This is a genomic window from Alloyangia pacifica (genome assembly GCF_900116195.1).
Classification (GTDB): Bacteria; Pseudomonadota; Alphaproteobacteria; order Rhodobacterales; family Rhodobacteraceae; genus Salipiger; species Salipiger pacificus.
Window position 1 is genome coordinate 516,670 of record NZ_FOZW01000001.1, and the last position, 17,162, is coordinate 533,831.

General features: G+C 65.5%; 16 protein-coding genes. 9 read left to right on the plus strand and 7 right to left on the minus strand.

What is annotated here, in order from left to right; all coding sequences use genetic code 11:
- Positions 1–147 precede the first annotated feature (147 nt).
- Positions 148–1,149, minus strand: a complete 1,002-nt coding sequence (locus BM397_RS02535) for a GlxA family transcriptional regulator (RefSeq protein ID WP_092421285.1) — start codon at positions 1,147–1,149, stop codon at positions 148–150.
- A 260-nt stretch (positions 1,150–1,409) separates the two neighbouring features.
- Here BM397_RS02535 and BM397_RS02540 point away from each other — a divergent pair, with 260 nt between their 5' ends.
- Entirely contained in the window at positions 1,410–2,780 is a 1,371-nt protein-coding gene (locus tag BM397_RS02540; protein ID WP_092421292.1) for a class II 3-deoxy-7-phosphoheptulonate synthase, read from the plus strand.
- Between the two features lie 109 nt (positions 2,781–2,889).
- Here the strand turns inward: BM397_RS02540 and BM397_RS02545 are convergent, their stop codons facing one another.
- Positions 2,890–3,342 carry a hypothetical protein gene (locus BM397_RS02545; protein WP_092421296.1) on the minus strand — a complete coding sequence of 151 codons (453 nt, stop codon included), beginning with the start codon at positions 3,340–3,342 and terminating at the stop codon, positions 2,890–2,892.
- 234 nt (positions 3,343–3,576) lie between these two features.
- Between BM397_RS02545 and BM397_RS02550 the strand changes: the two genes are divergently transcribed.
- Complete coding sequence (locus BM397_RS02550) at positions 3,577–4,017, plus strand: DUF4174 domain-containing protein (RefSeq protein WP_092421299.1); 441 nt, start codon at positions 3,577–3,579, stop codon at positions 4,015–4,017.
- A 79-nt stretch (positions 4,018–4,096) separates the two neighbouring features.
- Here BM397_RS02550 and ggpS read toward each other — a convergent pair whose 3' ends face one another.
- From ggpS to BM397_RS02565, 3 genes are read right to left on the minus strand one after another with little or no spacing between them, the layout of a single operon-like run.
- On the minus strand, positions 4,097–5,614 hold the full coding sequence (gene ggpS, locus BM397_RS02555) for a glucosylglycerol-phosphate synthase (protein WP_092421300.1): 1,518 nt from the start codon (positions 5,612–5,614) through the stop codon (positions 4,097–4,099).
- A 3-nt stretch (positions 5,615–5,617) separates the two neighbouring features.
- Positions 5,618–6,394, minus strand: coding sequence for an HAD-IIB family hydrolase (locus BM397_RS02560; RefSeq protein WP_092421301.1), 777 nt, complete (start codon positions 6,392–6,394; stop codon positions 5,618–5,620).
- On the minus strand, positions 6,391–7,512 hold the full coding sequence (locus BM397_RS02565; protein WP_245695985.1) for an NAD(P)H-dependent glycerol-3-phosphate dehydrogenase: 1,122 nt from the start codon (positions 7,510–7,512) through the stop codon (positions 6,391–6,393). Before BM397_RS02565 ends, BM397_RS02560 begins: the two co-directional genes overlap by 4 nt.
- A gap of 471 nt (positions 7,513–7,983) precedes the next feature.
- Here BM397_RS02565 and BM397_RS02570 point away from each other — a divergent pair, with 471 nt between their 5' ends.
- Positions 7,984–8,883 (plus strand): UTP--glucose-1-phosphate uridylyltransferase, encoded by a 900-nt coding sequence (locus tag BM397_RS02570; RefSeq protein WP_092422378.1) that lies wholly within the window; start codon positions 7,984–7,986, stop codon positions 8,881–8,883.
- A gap of 120 nt (positions 8,884–9,003) precedes the next feature.
- Here the strand turns inward: BM397_RS02570 and BM397_RS02575 are convergent, their stop codons facing one another.
- A complete protein-coding gene (locus BM397_RS02575) occupies positions 9,004–9,699 on the minus strand; it encodes a PAS domain-containing protein (protein WP_245695989.1) in 696 nt (231 codons plus the stop codon).
- Positions 9,700–9,976: 277 nt separating this feature from the next.
- Here BM397_RS02575 and BM397_RS02580 point away from each other — a divergent pair, with 277 nt between their 5' ends.
- From BM397_RS02580 to BM397_RS02590, 3 genes are read left to right on the plus strand one after another with little or no spacing between them, the layout of a single operon-like run.
- Complete coding sequence (locus tag BM397_RS02580; RefSeq protein WP_092421304.1) at positions 9,977–10,867, plus strand: YicC/YloC family endoribonuclease; 891 nt, start codon at positions 9,977–9,979, stop codon at positions 10,865–10,867.
- A gap of 7 nt (positions 10,868–10,874) precedes the next feature.
- A complete protein-coding gene (gene gmk / locus BM397_RS02585) occupies positions 10,875–11,519 on the plus strand; it encodes a guanylate kinase (RefSeq protein ID WP_092421306.1) in 645 nt (214 codons plus the stop codon).
- Complete coding sequence (locus BM397_RS02590) at positions 11,516–12,037, plus strand: gamma carbonic anhydrase family protein (protein ID WP_092421315.1); 522 nt, start codon at positions 11,516–11,518, stop codon at positions 12,035–12,037. The genes gmk and BM397_RS02590 overlap by 4 nt, the downstream gene beginning before the upstream one ends.
- Positions 12,038–12,055: 18 nt before the next feature.
- On the opposite strand, the gene BM397_RS02595 is transcribed toward BM397_RS02590, so the two are convergent.
- Positions 12,056–12,565 carry a hypothetical protein gene (locus BM397_RS02595; RefSeq protein ID WP_245695991.1) on the minus strand — a complete coding sequence of 170 codons (510 nt, stop codon included), beginning with the start codon at positions 12,563–12,565 and terminating at the stop codon, positions 12,056–12,058.
- Between the two features lie 313 nt (positions 12,566–12,878).
- Between BM397_RS02595 and BM397_RS02600 the strand changes: the two genes are divergently transcribed.
- From BM397_RS02600 to BM397_RS02615, 3 genes are all read left to right on the plus strand, one after another.
- Positions 12,879–14,060 carry a trans-sulfuration enzyme family protein gene (locus tag BM397_RS02600; RefSeq protein WP_092421347.1) on the plus strand — a complete coding sequence of 394 codons (1,182 nt, stop codon included), beginning with the start codon at positions 12,879–12,881 and terminating at the stop codon, positions 14,058–14,060.
- Entirely contained in the window at positions 14,060–15,124 is a 1,065-nt protein-coding gene (locus BM397_RS02605) for an ATP-binding protein (RefSeq protein ID WP_092421350.1), read from the plus strand. The genes BM397_RS02600 and BM397_RS02605 overlap by 1 nt, the downstream gene beginning before the upstream one ends.
- A 922-nt stretch (positions 15,125–16,046) precedes the next feature.
- Positions 16,047–17,075, plus strand: a complete 1,029-nt coding sequence (locus BM397_RS02615; RefSeq protein WP_092421356.1) for a substrate-binding domain-containing protein — start codon at positions 16,047–16,049, stop codon at positions 17,073–17,075.
- Positions 17,076–17,162 lie beyond the last annotated feature (87 nt).

Genomic DNA, 17,162 nt, shown 5'->3' on the forward strand with positions numbered 1-17,162 from the left:
AAAAGAAAAGAGCGTTCAGCGCAGCAAAATTACGCTCCAGTAACGTCAATTTCCGCGTCGAAACGGAAAGTATGTGTGTGCGCCGCCGTGGGGTAGATACCATGCGCCGCCGACGTGGTTCCCGCGCCCGCGGGGCAGTGCACGGGGTTACTCCTCGATCCGCGTGCCGGAGGTGCCACGCTCGCGGTAGGGCGTGGTCTGGTAGTGCGCGCGGTAGCATTTCGAGAAATGCGACGGGCTGGCGAAGCCGCAGGCCAGCGCCACGTTGATCACGCTCATGTCGGTCTGCATCAGCAGGTTGCGCGCCTTCTGCAGGCGCAGCTCCATGTAGTAGCGTTTCGGCGAGCGGTTCAGGTAGCGGCGGAACAGCCGTTCGAGCTGGCGGGTGGACATGCCCACCTCCTTGGCCAGCACGGCGGGGCTGATCGGCTCCTCGATATTGGCCTCCATACGGTGGATGACCTGGCTGAGCTTGGGATGGCGCACGCCGATGCGGGTCGGCACTGAAAGACGCTGCGTGTCCTGGTCGGTGCGGATCGAGCTGTAGATCAGCTGGTCGGCCACGGCATTGGCCAGATCCGAGCCGTGGTCGTCGGCGATGATCTTCAGCATCAGGTCGATCGAGGCGGTGCCGCCCGCGGCGGTCATCCGGTTGCCGTCGATCACGTAGATCCGCTTCGACAGCTCGACCTCCTCGAATTCCTCGAAGAAACCGTCGTGGTTTTCCCAGTGGATCGTGGCGCGCTTGCCGTCCAGCAGCCCGGCCTTGGCCAGCGTCCAGGCCGCGGTGCAGAGCCCGCCGACCGCCTGGCAGCGCCGCGCCTCGCGCCGCAGCCAGCCCAGCAACTTGCGCGAGGTGGCCAGATGCACGTCGATGCCGCCGCAGACCATGATGGTGTCGTCGCGGCTCAGCTCCGGCAATTCGCAATCGAGCTTGAATTCGACCCCCGCCGAACAGCGCACGCTGTCCCCCTCGGCCCCGGTCAGCCGCCAGTCGTAGAGCGTCTGCCCGCTCATGCGGTTGGCGATGCGCAGCGTCTCTATCGCTGCGGAGAAACTCAAAAGGGTGAAATCGGTAAGCAAAACAAAGACAAAGCGACGCGGTTTCGCGGCTTTGGCTGGTGCGGGAGGCACTCGCTGGTCGGACATCGCGCGGATCCTTGCTCGAAACCTGCCGCGCGGGGCAGGCGAGGGTCACATGGGCAGGAAAGCCAATCACCGTCAAGAGATGTCGTTTTCATGACATTACCTGTATCGGCAGGATGCATTTTTGTTGCGCAGCCGAAGCCGGCTTCCGCGGCGGAAAATCGGACGTTTTTCCCTATGGCTTTGAGACCTGCTCTTCGGTATAGCCACAGGACGTTTTTACGGAGACGTTTACGCTAACGGAGTGTCGTCGGGAGAAAGCCATGACCGAGTGGAGCAAATCGAGCTGGAGAACAAAGCCGCGGATTCAGATGCCGGACTATCAGGACCAGGCAGAACTGAACGCAGTCGAGGCACAGCTTGCAAAGTATCCGCCGCTGGTTTTTGCCGGCGAGGCCCGGCGCCTGCGCGAGGAACTGGGCAAGGCGTCGCGCGGCGAAGCGTTCCTGCTGCAGGGTGGGGACTGCGCCGAGGCGTTTGATCAATTCTCGGCCAACTCGATCCGCGACACCTTCAAGGTGATGCTGCAGATGGCGATGGTGCTGACCTATGGCGCCAAGGTGCCGGTGGTGAAAGTCGGTCGCATGGCGGGCCAATTCGCCAAGCCGCGCTCCGCGCCCACGGAAACCGTGAACGGCGTCGAGCTGCCGAGCTTCCGCGGTGACATCATCAACGAGCTGGCCTTCACCCCCGAAGCGCGCAAGCCGAACCCGCAAAAGATGCTGCAGGCCTACACCCAGGCCGCGGCGACGCTGAACCTGATCCGCGCCTTTTCGACCGGTGGCTACGCCGACGTGCACCAGGTGCACCAGTGGACGCTGGGCTTCGTCGAAGGCGAGAAGGCGGTGCGCTACCGCGAGATGGCCAACCGCCTGTCGGACACGCTGGACTTCATCAAGGCAGCGGGCATCGACAGCACGCGTTCGGCGGCGCTGCATCAGGTGAACTTCTACACCAGCCATGAATCGCTGCTGCTGGAATATGAAGAGGCGCTGACCCGTGTCGACTCGACCTCGGGCAAGTGGCTCGCCGGCTCGGGCCACATGATCTGGATCGGTGACCGGACCCGTCAGCCCGATGGCGCGCATGTCGAGTTCGCCCGCGGCGTGATGAACCCGATCGGTCTGAAGTGCGGCCCCTCGATGACCACCGAGGATCTCAAGGTGCTGATCGAGAAGCTGAACCCCGAGAACGAGGCCGGCCGCCTGACGCTGATCGCGCGCTTCGGCGCGGGCAAGGTGGCAGAGCACCTGCCGAAGCTCATCAAGACCGTCAAGGAAATGGGCGCGAACGTGCTCTGGACCTGCGACCCGATGCACGGCAACACCGTCAAGTCGGCCTCTGGGTACAAGACACGCCCGTTCGAGTCGGTGCTGAGCGAGGTGCGCGAGTTCTTCGCGGTGCACCGCGACGAGGGCACCGTGCCCGGCGGCGTGCATTTCGAGATGACAGGTCAGGACGTGACCGAGTGCACCGGCGGCCTCTATGCCGTGTCCGACGAGAACCTCTCGGACCGGTACCACACCGCCTGCGACCCGCGCCTCAATGCATCGCAGTCGCTGGAACTGGCCTTCCTCGTGGCGCAGGAGCTGACCGCGCTGCGCCAGACCCCGGCGGATGTGGCCTCGGCCTGAGCCATCGGCAGAGCAATAGAGCAGGGGCGGTCCGGATCGGGCCGCCCTTTGCTTTTCCTGCCGGGTGTTTGCCGGCGTGGGGGGCTCGCGGCGTGAGGAGGGAGGGCGCTCAGCACCATTCCACGAGCACAGCGCCGTAGACCGCGCATTCTTGCGGCGACATGAAGGGCGGCTCGAAGGGGCTGAAGTCGGACCCGGTCAGCTGCCAGTGTCCGTTCTGCTTTTGGTAGAGCGCGTAGATTCCCGGATAGAGGTTCGGATCGTGCCCGTAGCGACGGCTGTGCGGCGTCGTGGCGAGGTCGATCCTGCCACCGCCGGGCCGCTGCGCGTCGAGCGCCGCGTAGCCAACGTCGCCTGCAACGCGGAGGTCGCGTACGACAAACTCGACCGGGGCTCCGAGAACGCTCTCGGCGAAGGGGCGCACCGCGGCCATCAGCTCTTTCCGTTCGGCCGATCCCCGGGCGGGTTCGTGGTAGCTTTGTGCCATGGCGGTGCCCGCGAGGCTGCAGGCGAGCGCGATCCGGGTGATCTGTGCGAGTGGGGAACGGGACGGGTGAGGCATGCTTTGCTCCTGTGCGGGACCAATCATTTTTTGGAAAAGACTTCTGGCATTGGCAGGCAGGCGGCCATGGAGCTGCGCTGACCCAACGTCAAATCCTGACAGCAAATGGCCTTCGGAACCAGTGGGACCCTGCACCGGCAATCCGTCGCCACCCGGGAATTCGCGCGTGAACCAAACCGCGGGCTGCCGCGTAGACCTTCTGACGCCCCATCTTAGTCCATAGGGAGACCGCAGATGCTTCGCCGCCCGACCCCGCTTACGGCTTTCGGCCTTGCTGCCGTTGCCACGCTTGCCAGCCCGGCGCTTGCCGCAGGCGATGAGGATATTTTCCGGCCCTTGCCCGCCATGCAGAAGGATCTCGGCGAGCTGCGCTGGAACAACAGACCGGTGCTGCTCTTCGCGCCCTCGGCTGGCGACGCGAACTACGAGACGCAAATGGAGTTGTTTCGCCGCTCGGAAGAGGCGCTGCGCGCCCGAGACATCGTGGTGCTGAGCGATCTTGAGCCGCGCGACCCCAGCCCTATCCGACAAGCGTTCTCGCCCGGTGGCTTCAAGCTGGTGCTGGTCGGCAAGGACGGCGGCGTCAAGCTCGAGGAAGACGCTGTGCTTGCGCCCGAGACGCTCTTCGAGGTGATCGACCGGATGCCGATGCGGCGGCGCGAATTGAGCGAGTGATGACACTGCGCTCGCCAGATGCAAAGCCCCACCATGGAGGACCATGGCGGGGCTTTTGTTTTGAACCGGATGGGCCGGATCAGGCCGCCTCGGTTTCCTCCTTGTTCGGCTTCTTGCCGAAGTCCTTGGGCGACAGCAGCGACAGCTGATCCGAAGCCCAGTGCCGGGTGTCGCGCTTCTCGACGGCGGCGCGCAGCAGGGCCATGCGGGCGCGGCGCTCTTCCTCGGGCATGTCGAGCGCGAGGTCGATCGCGAAGTCCATGGCGCGCGTCGACCAGGGGTTTGTGAGGACCGCAGCACCCAGTTCCACCGCCGCGCCAGCGAATTCCGAGAGCACCAGCACCCCGTCGCCGTCCTTGCGCGAGGCGACGTATTCCTTGCACACAAGGTTCATCCCATCGGCAAGCGGGGTGATCCAGGCAACGTCGGCGACCTGGTACCAGGCCACAAGTTCGACGAAGGGAATGGCACGCGAGATCAGCGCCACCGGCTGGAAGGTGAAGCTTCCGAAGCGCCCGTTGATCCGGCCGGCGATCTCCTCCAGCTCTTTCTGGATCGGCTCGTAGACCGTCATGTTGCGATTGGCGGGCACCGAGACGTGCAGCAGGCGCACCTGTCCGCGCAGATCGGGGCGGCGTTCCAACAGGCGTTCGAAGGCCAGAAGCTGGTCAGCGCCGCCCTTGGTATAATCGGTGCGCCCCACCGAGAGCAGCAGCTTGCCGTCGCCGATCTCGGAGCGGAAGCGGGCGGCGAGCTTGTCGGTATCCTCGGTGGCGGCGAGGCCCTTGATGTAGCCGACGTCCACGCCCACCGGGGTTACGCCAAGATGCACGATGTGCCCGTCGTCCATGTGAATCTCGGTCGGTACGGTGCGGTCCGACAGGGCCGAGCCCTCCGACATCATGTCCGCGGCCACTTTTGTGCGCGGCACCTGGCCGACGTCGCGGAGGCTTCGCACGCAGCTCAGGAAGTTCGAGGCATAGCGTGGAATGTGGAAGCCCACCACGTCGGCAGCCAGCAGCGAGTCGATGATCTCGCCGCGCCACGGCAGCACGTTGAACATGTCGGCGGGCGGGAAGGGCGTGTGGTGATAGAAGGAGATGCGCAGATCCGGGCGCATCTGGCGGAGATAGCCGGGCACCAGCCACAGGTTGTAGTCGTGCACCCAGACAGATGCGCCATGCGCCGCCTCGGCGGCGGCGGCCTCGGCAAACGCCCAGTTCACCTCGCGGAAGGTCGGCCAGTCGACGGGATCGTAGTTATACTTTTCCTTGAACCCGTGCAGGATCGGCCAGAAGGCCTCCTTCGAGGTGATGTGGTAAAAGCTGCGCACCTGCTCGGCGGTCAGCGGCAGGCGCGAGACGGTGTATTTGCCGAAGCTGTCCTCGATCTCGACCACGCGGTCGAACCCGGGGTTCGAAGGATCCGCCGCTTCTTTCCAAGCCACCCATGCGGCCTTTTCCACCGAGCCAAAGAAGCTCTTCAGCGTCGGGACGATGCCATTCGGGCTCTTGTTCTCGCGGTATTCGATCTTTCCATCCACCTCGACCTCTTCATAGGGTTGGCGGTGGTAGACGATGACCAGATCACTGGGCATGGGTCAGGCTCCTTTCGGGAGGTCGTGCATGTCGAAGGTCCGGATCGCCTCGAGAATGCCCGCGGCGCCGATGCGCTCCGCCTTGTGGACATGCGGCAGGTCCTTCACCTCATTGAGAAGCGCCGTTTCGGCGCCGCCGACGGCAACGGCGGGCAGGCCGCATTGCAGCATCGACAGATCGTTCAGCGTGTCGCCGGCGGCGAGCACGCGGCGTTCCTCGATGTTCAGGTGCGACACGAGGCGGCGCAGCGACGGCCCCTTGGAGACGCCGCGCGGCAGCACGTCGAAGTAGCGGTTGTCCGAGACCAGCGGGTCATGGCCCATCTCGCGGACCTTGTCATGAGCCGCGCCATCATAGGCCTCGGCATCGAGATCGTAGCTGACGCGATAGCGGAACTCGGTGGGCTGCAGCGTCAGTCCGGGGTGGCCCTCGAGCGTGCTGCGCACGGTGTCACCTGCGTTGCCCCAGGTCTCGGCGATCTCTTCCTCGAGCGGCTCGATGGGGTGGATCTCGCCATCCACCACCTCGGCGATGGTGGTGCCCACGTCGCCGACGACGAACTCCGGCCACGGAACGCCGCCATCGCAGAGCTCGCGGATGAAGCGCGGATCGCGCCCGGTGACGAAGATCAGCCCCACGGTGTCGCGGTTTGCTTCGATCCAATCATAGAGTGCCTTGCGATCCTCCTCCGAGCCGCCAAGGAAGGTGCCGTCGAGATCGGTGGCCAGCACGAAGCGGCAGGTGGCGATGTCTCGGGCCTTCGTGGTGTCGAGGCTCATGCGGGGTCTCCTTCGTGGGGATGCAGGAAGAGGTCGAGGGCGCGCGGCTCGCCCTCGATCGGGGCAGCCCAGAGCTGCTGGAAGGTGGCTGTGAGCGGCGCGCCCTCATGCAGAACGGCATGCACCGCCTCGCAGATCGGCATGCGAACGCCGAGGCGACGCGCCAGATCGACCACCGAGACGGCGTTGACCTCGCCCTCGACCACCACGGGCTTGCCGTCGAAGCATTCCTCGCGCGCCATGCCGCGGCCGAGCTGCGTGCCAAGCGCCATGTTGCGCGAGGTGGTGGACGAGCAGGTCAGGGTCAGATCGCCGGCACCGGCGAGGCCCGTGACGGTCTCGCGCCGTCCGCCGAGCGCCTCTGCGAGGAACTTCATCTCGTCCATGCCGCGGGTGATCAGAGCCGCGCGGGTGTTCTCGGCGAAGCCGGCACCGGTCATCATGCCGCAGGCGATGGCGATCACATTCTTCACCGCGCCGCCGACCTCTACGCCGACAAGATCATCAGACACGTAGGGCCGGAAGGCCTCGGTCTGCATGGTGAGCGCGAGCCGGGCGGCGGGGGCCTTCTCCGGTTCGATCCGGTCGTGGTGGCTGAAGTTGAACGCCACGGTGGCGGCGGTCGGGTGTCCCAGCGCGGTTTCCGTTGCGAAGGTCGGCCCCGAGAGCGCGCCGACCGGATGGCCCGGCAATTCCTCCTCGACCACGTGGCTGAGCAGGTAGCCGGTGCCCCGCTCGATGCCCTTGCAGCAAAGGGCGAGGGGAATGCCCTCGGGCAGGAACTCGCGCATCGAGCGGGCGACGTCGCGCAGGGTGTGGGAGGGGGTGACCAGCAGGACCGCCTCGGTCCCCTCGAGCGCGGCGCGCAGGTCCGATGTGGCGCGAAGCGTCTCGGGCAGCTTGATGCCGGGGAGGTGGTCAGGGTTCTCGCCGGTCTCGGCAAAGGCGCGGGCGAGGCTCTCGCGACGGCCCCAGATGCGGGTGTCGCAGCCGGCGCGGGCGGCGGTGGCGGCAAGGGCGGTGCCCCAGCTCCCCATGCCGATGACCGTAAGGCGGGAGTAGGGTGTTGCGCGGCGGGGGCCGGGAGGCGGGCCGGGCTGCGCGGGCGGGGTATGCATGTTCTGTCCGTCCATGGCATATGTGGGGCCGCTGCCAAGCATGGCACCGTTGACGGCCCTGGGGGGCTCTCTCCGTCTTTGTTTGCGTGATAACGCTGACAATAAGCCATTGTTCCCCAATGACCACCGGGCCGCGCGAAATTTTTCTGCAGATGCGAGGTTGATTTCCCCCAAACCCCTGTGGGGCAAGGGATGTTTGGCCCTTTGAGGGGTGCTTAAAAATTAGGCATGGAACCCTTTCGGCGTGGTTTGCGTTTTTCGCACGCCAATAAAATAGGGAGTTGCGCGCTCTGCCGCTCAGATCAGACTGCCTCGGATTTGACCTGCAGGGAAATGGCCATACTCTCTTACCTATCCGCCGCACCGCAGCAGAGCCGCAACTTGGCACCACTGCAGACGGCGTCCGATCACTTGAGTCATTCGGCCTCGACGAGGCTGTCGAAAGGAGACCTAGACGTGAGCACGACCGACATGAAGACCAGCAAGTCCAAGGTTAGAACTGCGATCTTCCCCGTTGCCGGGCTCGGCACGCGTTTCCTGCCGGCCACCAAGGCGACGCCGAAGGAGCTCCTGCCGGTGCTCGACAAGCCGCTGTTGCAATTCGCCATCGATGAGGCGCGTGCGGCTGGGATCGAGCGGATGATCTTTGTCTCGCATCCCAGCAAGAGCGCCATCGAACGCTATGTCCACCAGGACCACGATCTCTGCGCCACGCTGCGCGAGCGCGGCAAGCACAAGATCGCTGACACACTCGACGAAGCGGCGATCAACCCCGACGAGGAGCAGGTGTTCTTCGTCATGCAGCCGGAGCCGCTCGGGCTTGGTCACGCGGTTCTCTGCGCCGCCGAGCATGCGCTGCCAGGGCCGGTCGCGGTGATCCTGCCGGACGATCTGATCGTCAGCGAGAAAGGCTGTCTTTCGGAAATGATCGAGGCCTACGAAGGGTCCGAGCCGGGCCACATGGTTGCAACCATGGAAGTGAAGCGCGACGAGGTTTCGGCCTATGGCGTTCTCGTCCCCGAGGGCGAGGCCGAGGGCCAGATGCTGCGCGCGTCGGGGATGGTCGAAAAGCCGGAGGCAGAGAAAGCGCCGTCGCTGCAGGCGGTGGTCGGGCGCTATGTGCTCGACGGTTCGATCTTCGAGGATCTCGAGGGTCTGCCCGCCGGTCTCGGCGGCGAGATCCAGCTGACCGATGCCATCGCGCTCGGGGCGGGCAAGGTGGGCCTTTGCGGCTTCCGCTTCTCGGGCGACCGCTTCGATTGCGGCTCCAAGGCCGGCATGCTGCGCGCCACGCTGGCCTACGCAGGTACGCAGAAGGAGTACCTCCCGGTGCTGCAGGACCTGCAACCGCTGCCGATCGCGGCGGAGTGAGCCTGCGCGTCCGGCTTTCAGGGTCGTGAAAACAAGACGCGGAGCCTTGGGCTCCGCGTTTTTGTATGGGATTCTTTGTATGGGACGTTGGCAACCCGGCAGGCGGGAAGGGCCGCCCTATCAGTCGTCGTTCGACACGATGAGCCGCAGGTAGGGGGGGCGCTTGCCGGTGTCTCCTGCAGGTCCATGCCGCTCCTTGGGGGCGGGCCGGAACGGGGTCCGATCTTCCGCGAGGCCACGCAGCGGCTTCTTAGCTAGATCATCCACGGTCATAGGCGCGGGCGACGCCGGCAGGGCGGCAGCCTCCTGCAAGGGCGCGCGCATCGATATGCTCTCGATGCGGAACCGACGCGGGGTGCGCCCGACGCGGCCATGTGTCACCAGAACGCCGATCATCCGGCTGGTGTCGCCGAGGTCGGAGCGCAGGGGCAGCAGCAGCATGTCGCCGGTCAGGTGACTCTTGCCGAAGCCTTCCTCGGCGAGCAGCCGCAGCCGCACCTCGAGGCCGTCGTTGAAGAGTTTCGCCATCGCGGCGCCGAGTTGTTCACGGTCCTCGGGGGAGATCAGGGTCGACAGGGGCATGCCCGCCATGTCCAGCCCCATCAGCTCGTTGAGATGGGTGCCGGACACCCGCAGCTTGGCCAGCATCGGCGCGATGCGCTCGCCGAGAAACGCGTATTCCAGCGCGTTTTCGATGCCGCGCGGATCGATCTGGCTGCGCAGCGGCACCTGACCGTCTGCGCCGAGCAGCCCGCGCCAATAGGCTTCGACCAGCCGCAGCGGGGCAAGGCGCCGCTCCTTCTCACGCTCCGTCATCGATACCACACCTTTGCCGCCGCCACCCAATCCGAACATCCGAGCTCTCCAATCGTAACATTTGCGCCGCCCGGCTGAACCCCCGAAACAGTCTGACCAGCATTGAAGTCGAAGTTACCTCAAATGCGTCCGGTTTTCGCCCCAATTGTGACTGAAAGGTTAACACTTGGCGCAGAGGGCCCGGTGCTGCCGGGTGGACAGGCGCGCGAGGGATCGGTAGGGCGTTGAAAAGCGGGCGTCTGGATTTTGCCCGGTCAGGACTTTGAAGGGAACAGGCATGCGGCAATCGATGACCGGCTTCGCATCGCGCAGTGGCGAGACGGCGGGTCTGCGCTGGGGCTGGGAGCTCCGCGGGGTCAATGGCAAGGGGCTGGAGCTGCGGCTGCGCCTGCCGGATTGGATCGAGGGTCTCGAGCCGCTGGTGCGCGCCGCCGCGCAGAAGGCGCTGGCGCGCGGCAACGTGCAGATCTCGCTGCGGGTGCAGGGCGGCAACGAGGACGGTGCCGCGGAGCTCGACGAGGCGGTGCTGACGCGCATCCTGTCGGCCATGGCGCGGATCGAGGGCGCGGCCGCCGGACAGGGGCTGGTGCTGTCGCCATCGAGCGCGGCGCAGATCGTCGCGCTGCGCGGCGTGCTGAGCAGCAATGCCACGCCCGCGGATGTCGCACCGCTCCGGGCCGAGCTGATGGCGGCCTTTGCCGAGGCGCTGACCGAATTCGGCGAGATGCGCCGCCACGAGGGCGCGGCGCTGGCGGAGATCCTGACCGCCCAGCTCAATGAGGTGGAGGCATTGATCGCCCAGGCCTCCGAGGCGGTCGAGGCGCGACGCGAGGAACAGGCCGAGCGGCTGCGCGGCCAGATCGCGCGGGTGCTGGAGCAGGCGCAGGGCGTGGACGAGTCGCGCGTGGCACAGGAACTGGCGCTGATCGCGGTGAAGTCCGACGTCACCGAGGAAATCGACCGGCTGACCGCCCACGTCGGCGCCGCGCGCGAGCTGCTGGCCGCCGAGGGGGCGGTGGGTCGCCGGCTGGACTTCCTGATGCAGGAATTCAACCGCGAGGCGAACACGCTCTGCTCGAAATCCGGCTCCGCCGCCTTGACGCAGATCGGCCTGACCCTCAAGACGGTCATCGACCAGATGCGCGAGCAAGTGCAGAACGTGGAGTAAGACCAACATGAACGGACGGCGCGGCCTCCTGATCATCCTTTCCTCGCCCTCGGGCGCGGGCAAATCGACCCTGGCAAAGCGGCTGCGCGCCTGGGACCCGTCGATCATCTTCTCGGTCTCGGCGACGACCCGCGACGCGCGGCCGGGCGAGGTGGATGGCGACGACTACCATTTCATGACCGAGAGCGAGTTCAAGAAAGCCGTGTCGCATGGCGACATGCTCGAACACGCCCATGTCTTTGGCAATTTCTACGGCTCGCCCAAGGGGCCGGTGCGCGACGCGATCATCGACGGGCAGGACGTGCTCTTCGACATCGACTGGCAGGGCGCGCAGCAGATCACCAACTCGGAACTGGGGTTGCACACGCTGTCGATCTTCCTGCTGCCGCCGTCGATCGCCGAGCTGAAGCGCCGACTCGAGGCGCGCGGCCAGGACGGCGCCGATGTCATCGACCGGCGCATGCAAAAGAGCTGGGACGAGATCTCGCACTGGGGATCCTATGACTTCGTGCTGGTGAACGAGGACCTCGACAAGACCGAGGCGCAACTCAAGAGCATCATCACCGCGACGCGCCTGCGCCGGACCCAGCAGCCCGGCCTGCTGAACCACGTCCGCGCGCTGCAGGCGGAATTCGAGGAGGGCGATGCGTGACACTCTACGCGTTGGATGGGATTGCGCCCGAACTGCACGACAGCGCCTGGGTCGCGCCCGACGCCAACCTGATCGGCAGGATCGTCATGGAGGAGGGCAGTTCGGTCTGGTTCGGCTGCACGCTGCGCGGTGACAACGAGGAGATCCGCGTCGGTGCGGGCTCCAACGTGCAGGAGAACGTCGTGTGCCACACCGACATGGGCTATCCGCTCACCATCGGCGCGGGCTGCACCATCGGCCATAAGGCGATGCTGCACGGCTGCACCATCGGCGAAAACAGCTTGATCGGCATGGGGGCAACGGTCCTCAACGGCGCGAAGATCGGTCGCAACTGCCTGATCGGCGCGGGTGCGCTGATCCCCGAGGGCAAGGAAATTCCCGACGGATCGCTGGTGATGGGCATGCCCGGCAAGGTGGTGCGTCAGCTCGACGAGGCGGCCATCGAGGGGCTGCGCAAGTCGGCGCTGAACTACCAGCAAAACGCCCGACGCTTTCGCGCCGGGCTTGTTGCGATCTGATCGATCGGGCGCTGGCCGTCAGGCGGTGGCCAGCGCGCGTTCCAGCTTGTTGCTGACTTCTTGCTGAAGCCGCCGCGTGAGCAGGGCGGTCGGAATGCCGCGCAAGGCGGGTTTCCGGTTCGGTGCGCGCTGCGTTTCTTGCAGGAAGCCGAGGATCTGCTCGGCGTGCTCGCGGTTGCGCGCCACCAGCTCGTGACCCTTCACGTTCAGCTTCCAGAAGGCATCTTCCGGCCAGGAAATCGTCGAGGCCTCGAAGGTCTTGCAGGCCTTGCACCAGACCATCCCGCGCTCGTTCAGCCGATAGCCCACCCCGGTCTCGCCGGGTTGCAGGAACTTCGGCTTGTCGCAGTCAGGCTGCTCCCAGCTGAATTGCTCGGGAAAGAGTTCTTCTACGACAACACGGCCCCAGACGTGGGAGTTCTCGGGCACTTCAGGCAGCCGTACGACACAGGTAAACCGGAAAGGCTCGAAGAACTGAGCTGCCTTGCCGCACTCACTACAGCGTACATCGAGAGGATCGTTTTGCATCTCTATCGACGCTCCTGTGGGTTGTAGGTGCCCCCACCTACACCCTTAAGATGTGTTAAGATTTGGGCAGAGTGCAACCTAAATTTTTGCAAACTTCTTCTTACACGAGTGTAAATCAGGCGACAGTAAACAGTAGCGCCGAAAGTGGGCTATTGTTGCTGTGTGCATTGAATTTCTCGTGAATTTGTAAGAGCTAGGCGTGAAATCCAAAGCGCTTGTTAACCTATCACCCTGAGCGAAAACTTGCCGAGATTCTCTCTCTTGTCCTGACGGGGGTGCTGTGCAAAGCCTGTGGCCGAAATATGGAGGCCCCATGGACACCCGCAAGACGCTTATCCGCCCAATTCCCGTTCCAGGCTCGGTCTCTTCGGCCGTCGTCACGCCGATCATGCCAGCGGTGGTCTACGCCTCCGACAGCCCGGATTCGCTCGACGACCAGTACAATGGCATCACCTCCGGCTACACCTATGCGCGTGAGGGCCACCCCAACGCCGACATGCTGGCGCAGCGCATCGACGCGCTGGAAGGGATGAGCGGCGGCATTGTCATGGGCTCGGGCATGGCCTCGGTCGCGGCAGTGCTGCTGGGGCTGCTGAGTTCCGGAGATCACGTGCTGGGGGCCGACCAGCTCTACGGCCGCTCGCTGCGGATGATGACCGAGGACCTGCCGCGCATGGGCATCGCCACCTCGCTGGCCGATCCAACCGACATCGAGGCTTTCGCCGCCGCCATTCGCCCCGAGACCAAGCTGGTGCTGATCGAGCTTGTGTCGAACCCGACGCTGCGCATCGCCGACCTCGACGGAATCGCCGCACTCTGCAAGGAGAAGGGCGTGCTGCTGGCGGTGGACAACACCTTCACCACCCCCGCCGCGATCAAGCCGGTCGAGCGCGGCGCGGACATCGTGATTCATTCGGTAACCAAGCTGCTCGCCGGCCATGCCGACGTGACGCTTGGTTGGGTCGCAGCCAAGGACCCCGAGGTCAACCAGCGCATCCGCGTCTTCGCGGTGACGACCGGGCTGACCGCCAGCCCGTTCGACTGCTGGCTGGCCGAGCGTGGACTGATGACCTTCCCCATGCGCTTCCGGCAGAGCCAGGAGACGGCGCAGCGCCTGTCGGACTTCCTGACCGGCAAGCCCGGCGTGAAGCGCGTGCTCTACCCGGGGCGAGCCGACCATCCCGATGCCGCCCGCGCGCAGTCGGTGCTGCGCGGCAACCCGGGCAACATGCTCAGCTTCGAGCTGGAGGGCGGGCGCGCCGCGGCCAATGCGTTCACCGAGGCCGCCGAGGGCATCGCCTTTGCCCCGACGCTGGGCGACGTAGGGACGACGCTGTCGCACCCGGCGTCTTCGTCGCACCGGGCCCTGACGCCCGAGGGGCGGGCGGCTCTGGGGATCTCCGAGGGTTTCTTCCGCGTGTCGGTCGGGCTCGAGGAACCCGAGGCGCTGCTCGAGGTTTTTGAGGCGGGCCTCAAGGCCGCGAGCGCGCTCTGATGCAGGCCGAGGCGCGCGATCTGGTCGCTGCCATGCCTCTCCCGGCGGTGTTGATCCGCTGGGACGAGCGGATCGACGCCGCCAATGCCGAGGCCGTCGCCCTGTTGGGCGAGGGCCTGGAGGAGCGTCATTTCATCACCGTGCTGCGCCAGCCGGTGCTGCTCGATGCGATCGAGGGGACGCTGCGCGACGGCGCGGCGCGAAAGACGCGTTACCTGACCAGCAACGGCCGGCAGGACGCGACCTTCGACGTCTCCTGCCGCTCGGTGGCGCTGAGAAGCGGCACGGGCGTTCTGCTGACCTTCACCGACGTCACGCAAATGGAGCAGGCGGGGCAGATGCGCCGCGACTTCGTCGCCAACGTCAGCCACGAGCTGCGCACGCCGCTGACCGCGCTGCTGGGGTTCATCGAGACCCTGCGCGGGCCTGCGCGCGAAGACGCTGCTGCCCGCGATCGCTTTCTCGAGATCATGGGCAACGAGGCCGGACGGATGGAGCGGCTGGTGGGAGACCTGCTGTCGCTCAGCCGGCTGGAGGCCGAGGAGCGCGTGCGGCCGACCGAGCCCGTCGAACTGCCCGAGCTTCTTGCCGGGGTGCTGAGCGGGCTTGCCCCGGTGGCCGAGGAGGCGGGGGTGACGCTGATCCCCGAGCTTCCCGAGCAGCCGCTGGAGATTGCCGGCGATCCGGACCAGCTGCGGCAGGTTTTCGTTAACCTCGTCGAGAATGCCGTGAAATACTCCGGCAAAGGGGCGCAGGTGACTCTACGCCTGTCTCCCCCCGCCTATCACCCTCGACTGCGCGCCGAGGGGGTCGAGGTTGAGGTGGTCGATACCGGGCCGGGCTTCGATCCGTTACATATTCCGCGTCTGACGGAACGCTTCTATCGCGTCGACAGCCACCGCTCGCGCGAGATGGGCGGCACCGGGCTGGGGCTCGCGATCGTCAAGCACATCATCAACCGCCACCGCGGCCGCCTGCGGATCGAGAGCACCCCCGGCAAGGGCAGCACTTTCCGGGTCATCCTGCCGCTGCGCGCCGCGCCGCCGCGCGGCGAGGACCGGTAGACGCGCGCCGGCTTCCAGCGCGGGCAGGGCGCGCAGCACGTCCTCGACCGAGGGACGGGTGCCCAGCGTTCGCGCGACCCAATCCGCGTGAGCGCCGACGATCTTCAGCGGGAACCTCGGCAGCCCGATTTCCTTGGCGATGCAGAAGCGGTGATTGCCGGAACCGGTCTTCACGATCTCGCCATGCGGGCCGATGATGGCGGTGCTTGCATAGCCTTCGGTCTCGGCTTCGGGGCGATAGCCCTCGCGTTCGAGGCTTTCGACCAGCGCGAGCACGTAGGACACGAAGAACTCGTCGATCTCCGCCGCGCTGTGCATCGCGATGTCCTTGTGCCGGGCGCAACCGGTTTCGCGCAGCTCTGCCATGAGGTCGCGGTGCCAGGCGCTGCGCGAGACGTCATCGCGGTTTGCCAGAAGGTCGGCGATCCGGCGGTATCGCGGGGTCAGGTCGATCGGCTCGGGGGTCGCGAAAGCCTCGGGGGGAATCACGAAGGGTTCGCGCCGCTTGATCCAGGGACGGAGCATTTTGACGACCCCGGAAGGCAGGTAGCGCGAAAGTTGGCGGACGCGCCGCTTGCCGACGGGCCATTTGCTGCCGACTGTCATCTGGACCTTGGCGGGATCGACCCAGATCACCGCCTGCTCGCCGAGAGAGTGCAAAAATGTGCGCTGTGTCAAAGGCATAGTAGAGATTCCTCCTCGGGTCCCTTGGGTGATCTGCGGTCGTTCGACATGTCTAGGGCGAGCATGAGAGGGCGTCATATTCTCTCAGATTGATCGGGATGAGTATGGAATAAGCCGCTTTTCGGGCGTTGTCATGAAACTGTTACGTGGATGTCACAAAAGGATTGCGCAGGACGCCTACGCACCGCCCTGAGGTTCCCGACCGGGGGACTGCAAATGACCAAACAGGAGCATTCCTATGCAATCCGTGAAACTCGCCGTTTCGGCACTCGCGCTCGCCGCCGCTTCGGCCACCGCAGCTGCCGCACGTGACAACGTTCAGGTTGCCGGCTCGTCGACCGTGCTGCCCTACGCCTCGATTGTCGCCGAAGCCTTCGGCGAGAACTTCGACTTCCCGACCCCCGTCGTGGAATCGGGCGGCTCCTCGGCTGGCCTGAAGCGCTTCTGCGAAGGCGTGGGCGAGAACACCATCGACATCGCGAACGCCTCGCGCGCCATCAAGGACAAAGAAATCCAAGCCTGTGCCGACGCCGGCGTGACCGACATCATCCAGGTTCGCATCGGCTATGACGGCATTGTCTTCGCCTCGCAGAAGGACGGCCCCGAGTTCACCGCATTCGAGCCGGCTGACTGGTACAACGCCCTGGCGCCGAAAGTCGTCGTGGATGGCGAGCTGGTCGACAACCCCTACACCAAGTGGTCCGAGTTCAACGCCGAGCTGCCCGACGTCGAGATCGCTGCCTTCATCCCGGGCACCAAGCACGGCACTCGCGAAGTCTTCGAAGAGAAGGTCCTGGCGGCTGGCTGTGAAGCCACCGGCGCGCTGGAAGCCATGATCGCCTCGGGCATGTCCGAAGATGACGCCGAAGATGCCTGCATCTCGGTCCGCACCGATGGCAAGTCGGTCGACATCGACGGCGACTACACCGAGACCCTCGCCCGTATCGACAGCAACTCGAACGGCGTCGGCGTCTTCGGCCTGGCGTTCTACGAGAACAACACCGACAAGCTCAAGGTCGCGACCATGTCCGGCGTCGAGCCCTCGACCGAGACCATCGCCGCTGGCGAGTACCCGGTGTCGCGTCCGCTCTACTTCTACATCAAGAAGGCCCACATCGGCGTCATCCCCGGCCTGAAGGAGTTCGCAGAATTCTTCGTCGCCGACGAGATCGCCGGTCCCGATGGCCCGCTGTCCAACTACGGCCTCGTGGCTGACCCGGAACTGGGCGCGACCCAGGAAATGGTCGCCAACGAAGAAACCATGTAATCGGACCAGCTTTCCGATGCTCGGAGGGCGGTGCGACACACCGCCCTCCGTTTTTGCTTTATGGTGAGTGATCACCAGACAAACCTG

What these genes read in the sequence shown, in the direction of transcription:
- BM397_RS02540 (WP_092421292.1), top strand. Translation starts at nt 1,410, where the DNA reads ATGACCGAGTGGAGCAAATCGAGCTGGAGAACAAAGCCGCGGATTCAG.
- BM397_RS02600 (WP_092421347.1), top strand. Translation starts at nt 12,879, where the DNA reads ATGGACACCCGCAAGACGCTTATCCGCCCAATTCCCGTTCCAGGCTCG.
- BM397_RS02605 (WP_092421350.1), top strand. Translation starts at nt 14,060, where the DNA reads ATGCAGGCCGAGGCGCGCGATCTGGTCGCTGCCATGCCTCTCCCGGCG.
- BM397_RS02550 (WP_092421299.1), top strand. Translation starts at nt 3,577, where the DNA reads ATGCTTCGCCGCCCGACCCCGCTTACGGCTTTCGGCCTTGCTGCCGTT.
- gmk (WP_092421306.1), top strand. Translation starts at nt 10,875, where the DNA reads ATGAACGGACGGCGCGGCCTCCTGATCATCCTTTCCTCGCCCTCGGGC.
- BM397_RS02615 (WP_092421356.1), top strand. Translation starts at nt 16,047, where the DNA reads ATGCAATCCGTGAAACTCGCCGTTTCGGCACTCGCGCTCGCCGCCGCT.
- BM397_RS02595 (WP_245695991.1), bottom strand. Translation starts at nt 12,565, where the DNA reads ATGCAAAACGATCCTCTCGATGTACGCTGTAGTGAGTGCGGCAAGGCA.
- BM397_RS02535 (WP_092421285.1), bottom strand. Translation starts at nt 1,149, where the DNA reads ATGTCCGACCAGCGAGTGCCTCCCGCACCAGCCAAAGCCGCGAAACCG.
- BM397_RS02545 (WP_092421296.1), bottom strand. Translation starts at nt 3,342, where the DNA reads ATGCCTCACCCGTCCCGTTCCCCACTCGCACAGATCACCCGGATCGCG.
- ggpS (WP_092421300.1), bottom strand. Translation starts at nt 5,614, where the DNA reads ATGCCCAGTGATCTGGTCATCGTCTACCACCGCCAACCCTATGAAGAG.
- BM397_RS02570 (WP_092422378.1), top strand. Translation starts at nt 7,984, where the DNA reads ATGAAGACCAGCAAGTCCAAGGTTAGAACTGCGATCTTCCCCGTTGCC.
- BM397_RS02565 (WP_245695985.1), bottom strand. Translation starts at nt 7,512, where the DNA reads ATGCATACCCCGCCCGCGCAGCCCGGCCCGCCTCCCGGCCCCCGCCGC.
- BM397_RS02575 (WP_245695989.1), bottom strand. Translation starts at nt 9,699, where the DNA reads ATGACGGAGCGTGAGAAGGAGCGGCGCCTTGCCCCGCTGCGGCTGGTC.
- BM397_RS02560 (WP_092421301.1), bottom strand. Translation starts at nt 6,394, where the DNA reads ATGAGCCTCGACACCACGAAGGCCCGAGACATCGCCACCTGCCGCTTC.
- BM397_RS02580 (WP_092421304.1), top strand. Translation starts at nt 9,977, where the DNA reads ATGCGGCAATCGATGACCGGCTTCGCATCGCGCAGTGGCGAGACGGCG.